At 72.5% G+C, this 14145-nt stretch carries 15 protein-coding genes; 10 read left to right on the plus strand and 5 right to left on the minus strand.

Annotated features, from left to right (window positions below; translation table 11 throughout):
- Window positions 1-52 precede the first annotated feature (52 nt).
- Entirely contained in the window at window positions 53-559 is a 507-nt protein-coding gene (locus J7E94_RS19385; protein WP_215017058.1) for a hypothetical protein, read from the plus strand.
- 285 nt (window positions 560-844) lie between these two features.
- On the opposite strand, the gene J7E94_RS19390 is transcribed toward J7E94_RS19385, so the two are convergent.
- From J7E94_RS19390 to J7E94_RS19400, 3 genes are all read right to left on the minus strand, one after another.
- Window positions 845-2284 (minus strand): amino acid permease, encoded by a 1440-nt coding sequence (locus J7E94_RS19390; RefSeq protein ID WP_215017060.1) that lies wholly within the window; start codon window positions 2282-2284, stop codon window positions 845-847.
- A gap of 221 nt (window positions 2285-2505) precedes the next feature.
- The gene (locus tag J7E94_RS19395; protein WP_215017062.1) at window positions 2506-4050 is read right to left on the minus strand and encodes an APC family permease; all 1545 of its coding nucleotides are present in this window, start codon (window positions 4048-4050) and stop codon (window positions 2506-2508) included.
- 119 nt (window positions 4051-4169) lie between these two features.
- Complete coding sequence (locus J7E94_RS19400; RefSeq protein ID WP_215017064.1) at window positions 4170-5117, minus strand: hypothetical protein; 948 nt, start codon at window positions 5115-5117, stop codon at window positions 4170-4172.
- A gap of 318 nt (window positions 5118-5435) precedes the next feature.
- On the opposite strand from J7E94_RS19400, the gene J7E94_RS19405 reads away from it, so the two are divergent.
- Window positions 5436-5861, plus strand: coding sequence for an ASCH domain-containing protein (locus J7E94_RS19405; protein ID WP_215017066.1), 426 nt, complete (start codon window positions 5436-5438; stop codon window positions 5859-5861).
- 60 nt (window positions 5862-5921) lie between these two features.
- Here J7E94_RS19405 and J7E94_RS19410 read toward each other — a convergent pair whose 3' ends face one another.
- A complete protein-coding gene (locus J7E94_RS19410; protein ID WP_215017068.1) occupies window positions 5922-7577 on the minus strand; it encodes an FAD-binding dehydrogenase in 1656 nt (551 codons plus the stop codon).
- 75 nt (window positions 7578-7652) lie between these two features.
- On the opposite strand from J7E94_RS19410, the gene J7E94_RS19415 reads away from it, so the two are divergent.
- From J7E94_RS19415 to J7E94_RS19445, 7 genes are all read left to right on the plus strand, one after another.
- A complete protein-coding gene (locus tag J7E94_RS19415) occupies window positions 7653-8216 on the plus strand; it encodes an NUDIX domain-containing protein (protein WP_251056900.1) in 564 nt (187 codons plus the stop codon).
- A 32-nt stretch (window positions 8217-8248) separates the two neighbouring features.
- Window positions 8249-8659: a DUF202 domain-containing protein gene (locus tag J7E94_RS19420; protein ID WP_215017088.1), complete on the plus strand. Its 411-nt coding sequence runs from the start codon at window positions 8249-8251 to the stop codon at window positions 8657-8659.
- Window positions 8656-8973, plus strand: a complete 318-nt coding sequence (locus tag J7E94_RS19425; RefSeq protein WP_215017072.1) for a DUF202 domain-containing protein — start codon at window positions 8656-8658, stop codon at window positions 8971-8973. Before J7E94_RS19420 ends, J7E94_RS19425 begins: the two co-directional genes overlap by 4 nt.
- 95 nt (window positions 8974-9068) lie before the next feature.
- Window positions 9069-9365: a hypothetical protein gene (locus J7E94_RS19430; RefSeq protein ID WP_215017074.1), complete on the plus strand. Its 297-nt coding sequence runs from the start codon at window positions 9069-9071 to the stop codon at window positions 9363-9365.
- A gap of 122 nt (window positions 9366-9487) precedes the next feature.
- Window positions 9488-9700, plus strand: coding sequence for a hypothetical protein (locus J7E94_RS19435; RefSeq protein ID WP_215017075.1), 213 nt, complete (start codon window positions 9488-9490; stop codon window positions 9698-9700).
- 217 nt (window positions 9701-9917) lie between these two features.
- Window positions 9918-10976: a phosphotransferase family protein gene (locus J7E94_RS19440; RefSeq protein ID WP_215017077.1), complete on the plus strand. Its 1059-nt coding sequence runs from the start codon at window positions 9918-9920 to the stop codon at window positions 10974-10976.
- Window positions 10977-10989: 13 nt separating this feature from the next.
- A complete protein-coding gene (locus tag J7E94_RS19445; RefSeq protein WP_215017079.1) occupies window positions 10990-12204 on the plus strand; it encodes an acyl-CoA dehydrogenase family protein in 1215 nt (404 codons plus the stop codon).
- Window positions 12205-12343: 139 nt separating this feature from the next.
- Here J7E94_RS19445 and J7E94_RS19450 read toward each other — a convergent pair whose 3' ends face one another.
- Window positions 12344-12715 (minus strand): MerR family transcriptional regulator, encoded by a 372-nt coding sequence (locus tag J7E94_RS19450; protein WP_215017080.1) that lies wholly within the window; start codon window positions 12713-12715, stop codon window positions 12344-12346.
- Between the two features lie 62 nt (window positions 12716-12777).
- Between J7E94_RS19450 and J7E94_RS19455 the strand changes: the two genes are divergently transcribed.
- Window positions 12778-13923, plus strand: coding sequence for an alkene reductase (locus J7E94_RS19455; RefSeq protein ID WP_215017082.1), 1146 nt, complete (start codon window positions 12778-12780; stop codon window positions 13921-13923).
- Window positions 13924-14145: the final 222 nt, after the last annotated feature.

Below are 14145 nucleotides of genomic sequence, written 5' to 3' on the forward strand. Positions count from 1 at the left end.
ACCCGCTCCCCCCGCTGCCGAAACCGCCCCCACGGCGCCGCCCCTTCCGCCGATGCCTGACGCAATGCCCGTGGTCCCGCAGGCCGCACCGGCACAGGCGTCCGGATCCCGCCTCGCGCGTCAGGTCCGCTCCCTGCCCCCGGTGAAAGCTCTGCTCCTCGGCGGAGCCGTCGGTGCGGGACTGGTCGGCCTCGCCTGGGGCCTGACCGCCGCGGACTTCGGCGGCGGCCCGGACACCTTCAGCACCACGGGAGGGCTGATCCTCTCCGACCGCGACGGCTACCTCTCGGCGGGCACAGGTTGCGAAGGCAAGGGCGGCTACAAGGACATAGGGGCCGGCACCGAGGTCACGGTCACCGACGCCGCCGGCAAGGTCGTCGCGGCCGGGAGCCTGGGCCAAGGCGAAATCGTCGGCACGGCGTGCATGCTCCGGTTCACCGTGGAGGGCATCCCCGAGGGGTCGAAGCTGTATCGCGTCGAGGTGTCGCATCGCGGCGCTCTCACCAAGACGGAGCAGGAGCTCCGCGAAGGGGACCTCGCGTTCACCCTCGGAGGCTGACTCCCGGCTGGCCTCCGCAGCCTCGTATCGCGATTCGGTATCGAGAGGGTGCGGAAATCCGTTCGCCCGGATCGCGGCACCCCGTGTGCCCGTGGCGCAGTCCGTCCGCCCGTGCCGCGACGGCCGGACCGTGACCATTGAATGCAGTCGAGGGCGCCTTCGATGTCTTTGTCATTGGGTGGGACGAGCAAACGTGGCGAGGAGGTGAGGCCGAGGCCGCCGTGCCCAGCCGACGACAAGTACGTTCGTCCTGGGCAAGGCGGCTGCGCTCTCGGGCCCGGACGGTCAGCCGCGGGAGGCGGCGAGTTCGGCCACCCGGCGGCGGACCAGGAACCAGCCGCCGACCAGGGCGGCGCCGATGACCGGGACGCACATCACCGTGGTGCGGCCCACGCCGCCGTCGCACCACATGAGGATCAGCACGGCGAGGAGGAAGGCCAGGGTCACGAGCTGGGTGTACGGGGCCCAGGGCAGGCGGTAGGAGGGGCGTTCCAGCCTGCCCTGCTGCGCGCGGCGCCAGAAGTGGAGCGAGCAGATCATGACCATCGCCCAGGTGCCGAGGATGCCGAGCGAGGCGAAGTTCAGGACGATCTCGAAGGCGTCCTTGGGCATCAGCTTGTTCAGGCCGACGCCGGCCAGGCCGAAGGCGGCGGTGAAAAGGACCCCGCCGTAGGGGACCTTGCCCTTGTTCATGCGGGCGGTGAACTTCGGTGCGGAGCCGGACATGGCCATCGAGCGCAGGATGCGGCCGGTGGAGTACAGGCCGGAGTTCAGGCTGGAGAGGGCCGCGGTCAGGACGACGAGGTTCATGACGCCGGCGGCGCCGGGGACTCCGAGCTTGTCGAAGACGGTGACGAAGGGGCTCTGGTCGGAGGAGTACGCCGTGTACGGGAGCAGCAGGGCGAGCAGCACGACCGAGCCGACGTAGAAGAGGCCCACGCGCCACATGATCGAGTTGATGGCCTTCGGCATGATCTTCTCGGGGTTCTCGGTCTCGCCGGCGGCGACTCCGCAGAGCTCGACGGAGGCGTACGCGAAGACCACGCCCTGGATCACCAGGAGCATCGGCAGGACGCCGGAGGGGAAGAGGCCGCCGTTGTCGGTGATGGAGGCCAGGCCCGGGGTGTGGCCGTCGATCTGGTGGCTGGTGGCGACGAGCCAGATGCCGACGATCAGGAAGACGACCAGGGCGGCGACCTTGACCAGGGAGAACCAGAATTCCATCTCGCCGAAGTACTTCACGGAGATGAGGTTCGCGGTGAGGACGACGGCGAGGGCGATGAAGGCGAGGACCCACTGGGGGACGTCCGTGAACAGCGACCAGAAGTGGGCGTAGGTCGCGGCGGCCGTGATGTCGGCCACGGTGGTCGTCGACCAGTTCAGGAAGTACAGCCAGCCGGCCGTGTAGGCGCCCTTCTCCCCCATGAACTCGCGGGCGTACGAGACGAAGGCGCCGGAGGAGGGGCGGTAGAGGACGAGCTCGCCGAGGGCCCGTACGACGAAGAAGGCGAAGACGCCGCACACCGCGTAGGCGATCGCGAGGGAGGGGCCCGCGCCGGCGAGGCGGCCGCCGGCGCCGAGGAACAGGCCGGTGCCTATCGCTCCGCCGATCGCGATCATGTTGATGTGGCGGGACTTGAGGTCCTTGCTGTAGCCCTCGTCGCCGGCGTCGACATGGCGGGAAGACGCCGGGGCGGTGGCCTCGGTCAAGGTGCGGTCACTCATGTATGACTTCGCCTTCGTGGGTGGGACAGGCAGGTGCGGACGGCCGCGCAGGGGAGCTGGGGTGGTGTCCCGTGAGCTGCGGTCCGGTGGTTTCGTCGCCCCAAATAGACCACGGGGTTCCGCTACCCGCCAAAATCGGCCCCGTACGCGTCGAAGCCCCCGACGACCTTGGAAAGGGGTGCCGGGGGCTTCGCAGGGGCTTGAAAGCGAGGTCTGGCGGGTCAGTCGCCCGGGGTGGACGACGCCGCCTGGTCGAGGCGGAAGGCCTCGTTCCCCAGGCCGATGCGGGCGTGTGCCTCGGGGCGGCGGCTGCGCATCACCGCTCCGTGGACCAGGCCGGTCACGACGGCGGCGCCGATGATGCCGGGCAGGGCCCAGCTGAGCGCGGAGCCCTCTTCGGCGCCGACCAGGACGCCGAAGTCCTTGACGGTGTAGACGGCGATGCCGAGGAGCGCGAGGCCGGCGGCGCCGGCTGCGACGAGCCGCCAGACCTGGGCGCCGGCGGTGCCGCGGCGGACGAAGAAGGCGATCACGGCGAAGGAGGCGGCGGCCATGAGGAGGGTCACACCGAGCGCGCCGACGCTGCCCATCCAGGTGAACAGGTGCAGGACGGGGGCGGTCGGGTCGCCGGCGGGCAGGTCGTCGGTGACGGCGAAGGCGATGACGACGACGGCGGCGATGCCGGTCTGGAGGAGGGAGCCGGTGCCGGGTGCGCCGGTGCCGGCGTTGGTCCGGCCGAAGGCGGCCGGGAGCAGGCCCTCGCGGCCCATGGCGAAGGCGTAGCGGGCGACCACGTTGTGGAAGCTGAGCATGGCGGCGAACATGCCGGTCACGAAGAGCACGTGCAGGACGTCGGTGAAGGTGGCGCCGAGGCGGTCCTCGGTGAGCTGGAAGAGCAGGCCGGGGCCGGCTTCGGCGGAGGTCTTGACGACCTCGGCGGGGCCGGTGGCGACGGTGAGGGCCCAGGCGCTGAGGGCGAAGAAGAGGGCGACGAAGCCGACGGCGAGGAACATCACGCGGGAGACGACGATGTGCGGCTTGCTGGTCTCCTCGGCGTACACCGGGGACTGCTCGAAGCCGACGAAGGCCGCGATGCAGAAGCAGAGGGCGGTGCCGAGGCCGGGGCCGCTGAGGGTCTCGGGGTTGAAGGCGTGCAGCGAGAGGCCTTCGGGGCCGGGCTTGCCGAGGGCGGCGAGGTCGAAGACGACGACGAGGGCGCACTCGATGAGGAGGAGGACGCCGAGGACCTTGGCGTTGAGGTCGATCTTGAGCCAGCCGAGGGCGCCGGTGGCGGCGACGGCGAGCAGCGCGGGTATCCACCAGGCGAGTTCGATCTCGAGGTAGGTCGCGAAGAGGCCGGATATCTCGAAGCCGAGGATGCCGAAGACGCCGACCTGCATGGCGCTGTACGCGACGAGGGCGACGAGGGCGGCGCCCGCGCCGGCGGTGGGGCCGAGGCCGCGGGCGATATACGCGTAGAAGGCGCCGGCGTTGTGGACGTGCCGGCTCATCTCGGCGTAGCCGATGCTGAAGAGGGCGAGGACCAGGCCCAGGACGACGAAGAGGAGCGGCTGGCCGACGATGCCCATGACGCCGAAGGTGGTGGGCATCACGCCGGCGACCACCATCAGGGGCGCGCTGGCGGCGAGTACGGAGAGCAGCAGGCCGGCGGTGCCGAGGCGGTTGGCGCGCAGGGCCCGGTCCTGGCCCTTGTACGTGCGGATCTCGGCCGGGTCCTGGAGCGTGGTGGATCTGCCCGTCGGCATGGGGGCGTCCTTTCGGGGTGGGGCCTCTCGGGGGTGGGTCTCTCGGAGGCTCGGGCGTTCGGGGGTGCGGGCGTTCGGGGGTGCGGGGGTGCGGGGGTGCGGACGTTCGGACTGCGGTGTCAGGCGGTGCCGAGCGCGGCGCTGCGCGCTGCGAGGAAGGCCTGGTGCGGGTCGAGGTCCGGGTAGGACCAGGGGGCGCGGGTGGCGTGGCGGCCGATGCGGTGGAAGAGGGCGGCGGCCTCGGCGGAGCGGCCCTCGCAGAGCTTGGCGTGGGCGAGGAAGTTGAGGTCGACCCGGTTGCGGGGGTGGTCCTCGCGCTCCCATTCCAGCCACCAGTCGAAGGCGGAGCGCAGGACCTGGCGGGCACGGCGGCCGGACCAGTGGGCGGCGGCGCCGTCGGGGTGGTGGCCGTGCCGGGCGGCGAGCACCCGGTAGCGCTCGGCGTGCGCGATGACGGGGAGCACGGCAAGCGGGGAGTCGGCCGGGGACTCCTCGGCGGCCCAGGCCGCGAAGTCGTAGACCTCGTGGAGCGGGTCCTGGCCGGAGCCGGAGGTGCGTTCGGCCAGCTTGGCGACCATCAGGTGGTGGGCGTGGTGGTGCTCGCGGTGGCGGGCCCGCACCTGGTCGAAGTGGCGGCTGAACTCCTCCTCGGTGCCGAAGGCGCGGGAGAGCAGGAGCAGTCCGAGCCAGGGGGTGGGGTCGGCGGGGAGCAGGGCGGCGGCGCGCCGGCAGGCCTGCTCGGCGGCGGCCGGGGTGCCCTTGCCGCGCAGGGCGTTGAAGACGGCGGCGCAGGCGAGGAGGGTGGCGGCATCGGCGCTCTCGGGTTCGGCGAGCAGCCATTCGCGGGCCCAGGCGGTGGCCGCCGGGGTCTGGGCGAGGACGACGACGCGGTGGCCGCGGCGGTCCCAGTCGTCGCCGGTTCCGACGAGCAGGGACCGGGCCCGTGACCAGCGGCCCTGGGTGAACTGGGTCCGCACGTCGACGAGTTCGGCGTCGCACAGGGCCGGGTCGAAGAGCTGGGCATCACGCTTGCGGGCGCGGCCGAGGGGCGGCGGAGGCGGGGACATCCGCGGGTTTCCCTCCAGGACGCGGGCGGACGGGGACGGGGTGGAGCGGGCCGGGACCGGGGTGAGCGCTGAACGGTGAGCAGTGGCCAAAAACGTGCAGCGTGCACGTGCGCGGCGTGACCGGCTGGTCAGGCCGGGCACATCGGAGATCGTGCCGGTGAGCGCACCGGTGATCACGGACAGCAAACCGGTACGTACAGCTCCGAGTCAAGGTCCAGTCCAGCGGGTGGCGATTTTCAACTGCTGCGGGGATGGTGTGGGTTGGGGTGGTTGTGCCGGTTCGCGGGGGCCGTCGGCGCGGATCCGCAGAGTGGCCCCGTGACGGCATACGACGATCTTCCCCCGTACCTGCCGGGCTTTCCCGGGCCGCTGCGCGACAGGCTGGCCGCGGCCGTGCTGAGCGGGGCGAAGACAGCGACGACGGGGTTGCTCGCGGCCTATGAGGCGGAGGGCGAGCCGCTGCCCCAGACCGGGCAGCGGACGGCGCTCACGGACTCCGCGGAGTGTCCGGTGGCTGTCCTGGAGGTGACGGCCGTACGGATCCTGCGGCTCGGCGAGGTGGACGTGGGGCACGCACTGGCGGAAGGTGAGGGATATGCGTCGGTGGCCGAATGGCGCGCTTCGCACGAGCGGTTCTGGCACGGGGCGCAACTGCGCGGGCTGCTCGGCGATCCGGGGTTCACGGTCGACGACGATACGCCGGTGGTGGCGGAGCGGTTCCGGATCGTCGAGCGGCTCGGCTGAGGCCGGCCCGGCCTCGGGGGAGGCGGCCGGGGCCCGGCCGTACGCCGGGGCCGGCCCGGGTCAGTCCACCGCCTGGGCCGCCGCGCGGCCGGCCGCGCGCCCGGAGAAGATGCAGCCGCCGAGGAAGGTGCCCTCCAGGGCGCGGTAGCCGTGGACTCCCCCGCCGCCGAAGCCTGCCGCCTCGCCCGCCGCGTAGACGCCGGGCAGCGGCTCGCCGCCGGCCGTCAGGACGCGCGAGGACAGGTCGGTCTCCAGGCCGCCCAGGGACTTGCGGGTCAGGATCGACAGCCGTACCGCGATCAGCGGACCGGCCGCGGGGTCCAGGATCCGGTGCGGGGCGGCGGTGCGGATCAGCTTGTCGCCGAGGTACTTGCGGGCCCCGTGGATCGCCGTCACCTGGAGGTCCTTGCTGAACGGGTTGGCGATCTCCCGGTCCCGGGAGGTGACCACGCGGCGCAGGGCGTCCTCGTCGATCAGGTCCTCCTTGGTCACGGCGTTCATCCCGCGCACCAGGGCGGCGAGGTCGCGCTCGACGACAAAGTCCGCGCCGTTGTCCATGAAGGCCCTGACCGGGGCGGGTACGGCCTGCCGTGCGCGGGTGATGACGTCGCGGACCGACTTGCCGGTGAGGTCGGGGTTCTGCTCGGAGCCGGAGAGGGCGAACTCCTTGCCGATGATGCGCTGGTTGAGGACGAACCACGTGTGGTCGTGGCCGGTCTTCATGATGTGGTCGAGGGTGCCGAGGGTGTCGAAGCCCGGGAAGAGCGGTACGGGCAGCCGCTTGCCCGTCGCGTCCAGCCACAGCGAGGACGGGCCGGGCAGGATGCGGATGCCGTGCCTGGCCCAGATCGGGTTCCAGTTCCCGATGCCCTCGGTGTAGTGCCACATCCGGTCCTTGTTGATGTGGCTGGCGCCCGCCGCCTCCGCGACGCCGAGCATCAGGCCGTCCACGTGCGCCGGGACCCCGGAGAGCATCCGCTCCGGCGGAGTGCCGAGCCGGTCGGGCCACTGCGCCCGTACGAGGTCGTGGTTGCCGCCGATGCCGCCGCTGGTCACGATCACGGCCTGGGCCCGGAGGGAGAAGTCCCCGGTGGCCTCGCGGCTGCTCGCGGTGCCGCGCAGGGCGTCGGAGGGCTCCAGGATCTCGCCCGTCACGGTGTCCACGGCGCCGGCCGTGCGGGAGAGCCCGGTGACCCGGTGGCGGAACTTCAGCTGGACCAGGCCGCGGGCCACGCCGGCCCGGACGCGCCGCTCGAAGGGCTCCACCAGGCCGGGGCCGGTGCCCCAGGTGATGTGGAAGCGGGGGACGGAGTTGCCGTGGCCGTCGGCGTCGTAGCCGCCGCGCTCCGCCCATCCGACGACGGGGAAGAAGCGGACGCCCTGGGCGTGCAGCCAGGGGCGCTTCTCGCCGGCCGCGAAGTCCACGTAGGCCTCGGCCCAGCGGCGCGGCCAGGCGTCCTCCTCGCGGTCGAACCCGGCGGTGCCCAGCCAGTCCTGGTGGGCGAGCGCGCGGCTGTCCTTGATCCGCATGCGGCGCTGCTCGGGCGAGTCCACGAAGAACAGCCCGCCGAAGGACCAGTGGGCCTGGCCGCCGATGGACTGCTCGGGCTCCTGGTCGAGCAGGATGACCTTGCGGCCCGCGTCGACGAGTTCGGCGGTGGCCACGAGGCCGGCGAGCCCCGCCCCGATCACGATCACGTCTGCGTCGTACGTCATGCGATACCCGTCCTCCGTCGGTGGTGGGGCAGATCTTTGGCTACGGAGCGGTAACCAGTCAACAGCGGTGGTTGGATGACGGGTGTGAGTGCCGCTGATGAAGTGCTGGACGTGGTGGACCGCGACGACCGGGTGACCGGGCGGGCCCCGCGCGGCGAGGTGTATGCCCGCGGGCTGCTGCACCGGTGTGTGTTCGTTCAGGCCAGGGATGCGCGGGGGCGGATCTTCGTGCACCGGCGGACCGCTTCGAAGCTCGTGTTCCCCTCGCACTACGACATGTTCGTGGGCGGCGTGCTAGGCGCCGGGGAGAGCTACGGGCGGGCCGCGCTGCGGGAGGCCGAGGAGGAGCTCGGGGTGCGGGGGCTGCCGCAGCCCGTGCCGCTGTTCAAGTTCCTGTACGAGGGGCCGGGCGGGGCCTGGTGGTCGTACGTGCACGAAGTGCGGTGCGTGTTGCCCGTACGGCCGCAGGTGTCGGAGGTGGCCTGGCACGACTTCGTGGACGAGGACGAACTGGAGCGGCGGGTGGCCGGCGGTTCGTGGACCTGGGTGCCCGACGGGCTGGAGGCGTACCGGCGGCTGCGGGAGTTCCGGGCGCCGGGCGGCCCGGGTGGAGACCCGGGCCCCGGGCCCGGGCGGTAGCGGGCGGCGGCCCGGCGTAGATTGCGGGGGTGATCGATTCCCCGAAGGGCGGATTCCTGCGTGACCTGCGCCTCTGGTTCGCGCCGCAGCGCCTCCGCGACGAGGGCGAGACCCCCGACTACCGCTTCTCGCTGGCCAACGAGCGGACCTTCCTGGCCTGGATCCGGACCGCGCTGGCCCTGGTGGGCGGCGGTTTCGCGGTCGACCAGTTCCTGCCGGACCTGCGATGGGGGGTGCGGGTCGGGATGGCCTTCGCGCTGCTCGCGGTGGGTGCGGCGTGCGCGCTGCGGGCCGTGAACCACTGGGTGCGGTGCGAGCGGGCGATGCGGCGGGGTGAGGATCTCCCGGTGTCGCGGTTCCCCGTGGTGCTGAGCGCGGGGGTGGGGCTGGTCGCGGTGGTGATGCTGGTGGTCGTGCTGCTGGGCTGGACGACCGGGCGGTGACGCGGTACGGGGAACCTCGCGACGCCGGGCTCCAGCCGGAGCGGACCCGGCTCGCGTGGCGGCGTACGACGCTGGCCTCCTCGGTGGTGGCGGTGCTGGCGCTGCGGCAGGCGCTGCGCGGGTCCGGCGGGCCGGTGGAGGTGGTGGGGGCGGCGATCATCGCGCTGGTCTGGCTGGCGTTCCTGGGGGTGGCGCACCGGCGGATCCGCGAACTGGCGGCCGGGCGACCCCCGGGGCTCGCGCCGCGGGCGGCGGTGGCGGCGGTGGCGTGCACGGTGGCGCTGGCGCTGTTCGCGATGGCTGTGATCGTCTGAGCCGACCGTCCGGGCTGATGGTCGGATGATCGGGCTTCTTCGCGCCACAGCGACATAACGGGTGATGGCGAATGATCCGCACTAGCCTCGGCGCCATGACGACCATGCACCAGGAGCACGCGACGCACGAGCACGCCCACGGGCCCGACTGCGGCCACCGGGCGGTCCCCCACGGTGACCACGTGGACTACGCGCACGACGGCCACCTGCACCGGGAGCACTCCGGGCACTGGGACGAGTGCGAGAGCCCCGGGCACACGACCCACTCCGAACACGCGCACCGCCACGGCTCGGACTGCGGGCACGACGCCGTCCCGCACGGCGACCACGTCGACTACGTGCACGACGGGCACCGGCACGCCGAGCACGACGGCCACTACGACGACCACTGACGCCATCGGCCTGTAAAGCCCCTGACTGAGGATCCGGTCAGGAGCGGTACCCGCCCTCCCTCCGGGTCGCGACGGCTGACAGGATGCCGACCGCCTGTCCATGCGATCCGGGGAGAGCGCAGATGCCCGTCGACGATCCGTACCTCATCCGGCCCGCACCGGGGGTGTACGCCTACGTCCAGCCGGACGGCGGCCGGCGCCTCGACAACGCCGGCTTCGTGAGCGACGGCCGCCGGACCCTGCTCGTCGGCACCGCCGCCGCCGAGCGGCGGGCGCCTGCCCTGCGCGAGGCGGCCGCGGCGGCCGGGGTCCCGCTCCCCCGCCCCGTGGCATGAACGGCAGGACCCCGATCCTTTGCCACTCTGTCGCGCACAGCACGGCGCGCCGCCGCCGCGATGTGACGCTTCGCGATGCCGTGCGAGGCCACATGACGTGACATTTGCGGGCCCCGGAAGGGTTCTTTCGGTCCGCGCTATGGACGGCATACCGACTGGTCGGCATGATGGCATCGTTCCATCCGACATCGTCAACTCCGCTACGGAGGTGCGCACCATGACCTCAGCCTCAGCCGACCCCCGGGGCCTCGATCTGGAGCGGCTGCGCGGTCATCTCGACCGGGTGCGGCCGGGACTCGTGGCCGGGGCGCTACGCGGCCGGCTGATCGAAGGCGGCCGATCGAATCTCACGTACGAGATCACCGACGGGACCGCCCGCTGGGTGGTGCGCAGGCCGCCGCTCGGGCACGTACTGGCCACCGCGCACGACATGCGCCGCGAGCACCGGGTGATCGAGGCGCTGCACGGCACGGCCGTGCCGGTGCCCGAGCCGGTGCTGCTGTGCGAGGACGAGGAGGTGCTGGGGGCGCCGTTCTACGTCATGGAGTACGTGGAGGGGGTGCCGTACCGGACGGCCGGCCAGCTCGCCGCGATCGGGCCGGAGCGCACCCGGCGGGCGGTGCTGGGCCTGGTGGACACCCTGGTCGACCTGCACGCGGTGGATCCGGAGTCGGTGGGCCTGGGCGACTTCGGCCGGCCCGAGGGCTTCCTCGACCGGCAGCTGCGCCGCTGGGGCAAGCAGCTCGCGGCCTCGCGGGGACGGGAGCTGGCCGGAATCGACGAGCTGCACGGCGCGCTCGGCCGGGCGCTGCCCGACTCCCCCGCCCCGACCGTGGTGCACGGGGACTTCCGGCTCGACAACGTGCTGATCGGCGAGCCGAACGACACGATCCGGGCGGTGCTGGACTGGGAGATGTCCACGCTGGGCGATCCGCTCACCGATCTCGGGCTGCTGGTGATGTACAGCTCCGACCTGGGCCTGACCGAGTCTCCGGTCAGCACGACGAGCGGGGCGCCCGGCCATCCGACCCCCGCCGAGCTGGTCGAGCGGTACGCCGCCCGCTCCGGCCGGGACACCGGCGCCATCGCCTGGTACACGGCCTTCGCCTGGTTCAAGCTCGCGGTGATCCTCGAAGGCATCCACTACCGGTACACGCTCGGGCAGACCGTCGGTGCGGGATTCGACCGGATCGGCGAGCTGGTGCCCGTCTTCATCGAGCACGGACTGACCACCCTCCAGGCCCCCCACACATTCCAGAACCGCCAGGAAGGCTGAGGAGCCGATCAGCATGGACTTCGCATTCGACGCCCGGACCGAGGAACTCCGCGAGCGGCTGCTCGCGTTCATGGAGGAGTACGTCTACCCGGCGGAAGCCGTCGCCGCCGAGCAGCGCGCGCGGCTGGCCTCGCCCTGGGACACCCCGGCCGTCTTCGGTGAACTGAAGGCCGAGGCGCGCCGCCAGGGCCTTTGGAACCTCTTCCTCCCGGATGCCGAGTACGGCGCCGGGCTGACCAACCTCCAGTACGCCCCGCTCGCCGAGATCACCGGCCGCAGCCCGCACCTGGCGCCGATGGCGACCAACTGCGCGGCCCCGGACACCGGGAACATGGAGCTGCTCGCCCAGTTCGGGAACGAGCAGCAGAAGAAGCAGTGGCTGCAGCCGCTGCTGGCTGGGGAGATCCGGTCCGCCTTCGCCATGACCGAGCCCGAGGTGGCCTCCTCGGACGCGACGAACGTCGAGACCCGGATCGAGCGCGACGGTGACGACTACGTGGTCACCGGCCGCAAGTGGTTCATCTCCGGGGCGATGAACCCGGACTGCAAGATCTTCATCGTGATGGGCAAGACCGACCCGGAGGGCGCCGATCCGCGCCGCCAGCAGTCGATGATCCTGGTCCCGCGCGACACCCCGGGGGTCGAGGTGCGCCGGGCCATGACGGTGTACGGGTACGAGGACCACGACCACGGCGGCCACGCCGAGGTGGTCTTCGACGGGGCCCGGGTCCCTGCGGCGAACCTGATCGGCGAGGAGGGCACCGGCTTCGCCATCGCCCAGGCACGGCTCGGGCCGGGCCGCATCCACCACTGCATGCGGCTGATCGGCATGGCGGAGCGGGCCATCGAGCTGATGTGCCGGCGCGCGTTGGACCGTACCGCCTTCGGCAAGCCGCTGGCCGCGCAGGGCGTCGTACAGAACTGGATCGCGGACGCCCGGGTGACGGTGGAGCAGCTGCGGCTGCTGGTTCTGAAGACGGCCTGGCTGATGGACACGGCTGGGAACCGGGGCGCCCACACCGAGATCCAGGCCATCAAGATCGCGACCCCGCGGGCGGTGGTGCGGATCCTGGACGACGCGGTGCAGCTGCACGGCGCGGGCGGGGTGAGCCAGGACTTCCCCCTCGCCGGGCTGTGGGCGGCGGCGCGGACGCTGCGGCTGGCCGACGGTCCGGACGAGGTGCACCAGCGGTCGCTGGCGCGGCGGGAGCTGAAGCGCCACCAGTAGACCCGGCGGATCGAGGGTTCCGCGTTCGGCCCGGGACAGGGCCGAACGCGCGGACAGCCTCGGCGGCGGCGGCGGGCTCGGCCTCGGGCGGCGGGCTCTGGGGGCGGGCCTGCGCCCCCAAGGGTTCCAGGGGCCGCGTCTAGGGAGCCGTCGTGCGGCCCGCCGCCGCCTCGATGACCTCGTCCAGCACCTCGCGGGAGCGGATCAGATCGCCGATCATCCGGTCGATCCGCTCCCGTTCGGTGGTCAGTTCGGCCACCAGCGCCGGGGTGGCGCGCACCGACGGGCCGCCGTCCTCGTCGCGCATACAGGGCAGGATCTGGGCGATCTTCGCGCTGTGCAGGCCGGCCACGTAGAGCTCCTGGATCCGGATGACCCGGTCGACCGCGCGCTCGGGGAAGTCCCGGTGGCCGCCGGGCGTCCGGTCCGAAGCCAGCAGGCCCTGCTCCTCGTAGTAGCGCAGGGAACGCTCACCGACCCCGGTGCGCGCCGCCAGTTCGCCGATCCGCATGCCCTACCCCAGCTCTTGAATCTCTTGAATCTGACATCAATGTCAGCTTTTACGGTACCGGCATGACGCAGACACAGCACGGTCCCGCCGCTTCGCGCCTCTTCGAATCCGCCCGTCTCGGCGGCCTGGAACTGTCCAGCCGCCTGGTGATGGCCCCGCTGACCCGCAACCGCGCCGGGGCCGACGGTGTCCCCGGCGAGCTCATGGCCGCCTACTACGCGCAGCGCGCCTCGGCCGGCCTGATCATCGCCGAGGCCACCACCCCGAACGCCGTCGGGCAGACCTACCCGCACATCCCCGGCATCCACACCCCGGCACAGATCGCCGGCTGGCGCCGGGTCACCGAGGCCGTGCGGGCTGCCGGGGGCGGGGGGATGTTCCTCCAGCTCCAGCACGGCGGCCGGGTCGGGCACCCCGAGACCAGCGGGCGGGTGCCGCTCGCCCCGTCCGCGGTGCCCTTCCCGGAGCAGCTGATCACCCCCGGCGGTCTGCGGGACGGCGTCATACCGCGCGAGATGACCGCCGAGGACATCAGGTCGACCGTGGCAGACTTCGCGAGCGCCGCCCGGGGCGCGGTCGCGGCGGGCTTCGCCGGCGTGGAGGTGCACTCCGCCAACGGCCACCTGCTGCACCAGTTCCTCTCCCGCAACACCAATCGCCGCACCGACGAGTGGGGCGGCTCCGTCGAGAACCGCATCCGGTTCACCGTCGAGGTGGTCCGGGCCGTCGCCGAGGCCATCGGTCCGGAGCGGGTCGGCGTACGCATCTCGCCCGGAGTGGCCGTCAACGGGGTCGAGGAGGGCGACACCGAGGAGATCTACCCGGCGCTGGTCAAGGCCCTTGCCGACCTGGCGCCGGTCTACCTGCACCAGGTCCACACCGACCCCGACGGCCCCCGTTTCGCGCAGATCCGCCGGGACTGGCCCGGCACCCTGATCGCCAACCCCGTGCTCTCCCGCGAGGAGCTCGCGGCCGACGGCGGCAAGCGGCGGGGCGAACGCCTGCTGGCGGAGGGCGCCGACCTCGTGGCGCTGGGCCGGGGCTTCCTCGCCAACCCCGACTTCGTGGAGCGGCTGCGCACGGGCGCGCCGCTCAACGAGATCCGTCCCGAGTACCTGATGCACGTACAGGGGGCGGAGGGCTACACCGACTACCCGGCGCTCCCGGCGCCGCGCGGCGTCGGAAATCTCCCTGAGCGGGTGCGGTAGACGACGGAGATCCCGCGGCTGCCGGCCTTCTGGGCAGCACGTGCGGACCGCCCCTTCAGGCCGGGTCGGCGCCCGGCTCCGGCCGGGGCCCGGGGCGGGCCGGCTCAGCCGAACCAGACCACCAGGCGGACGTTCTCGTCGCCGCCGCAGGGCCTCGGAAGCCCGGCGAGGTCGGCGAGATCGGCGAGATCGGCGAGATCCTCCTTAGACCGACCGGCAAAT

It is taken from the genome of Streptomyces sp. ISL-94 (assembly GCF_018614075.1).
Lineage (GTDB): Bacteria > Actinomycetota > Actinomycetes > Streptomycetales > Streptomycetaceae > Streptomyces.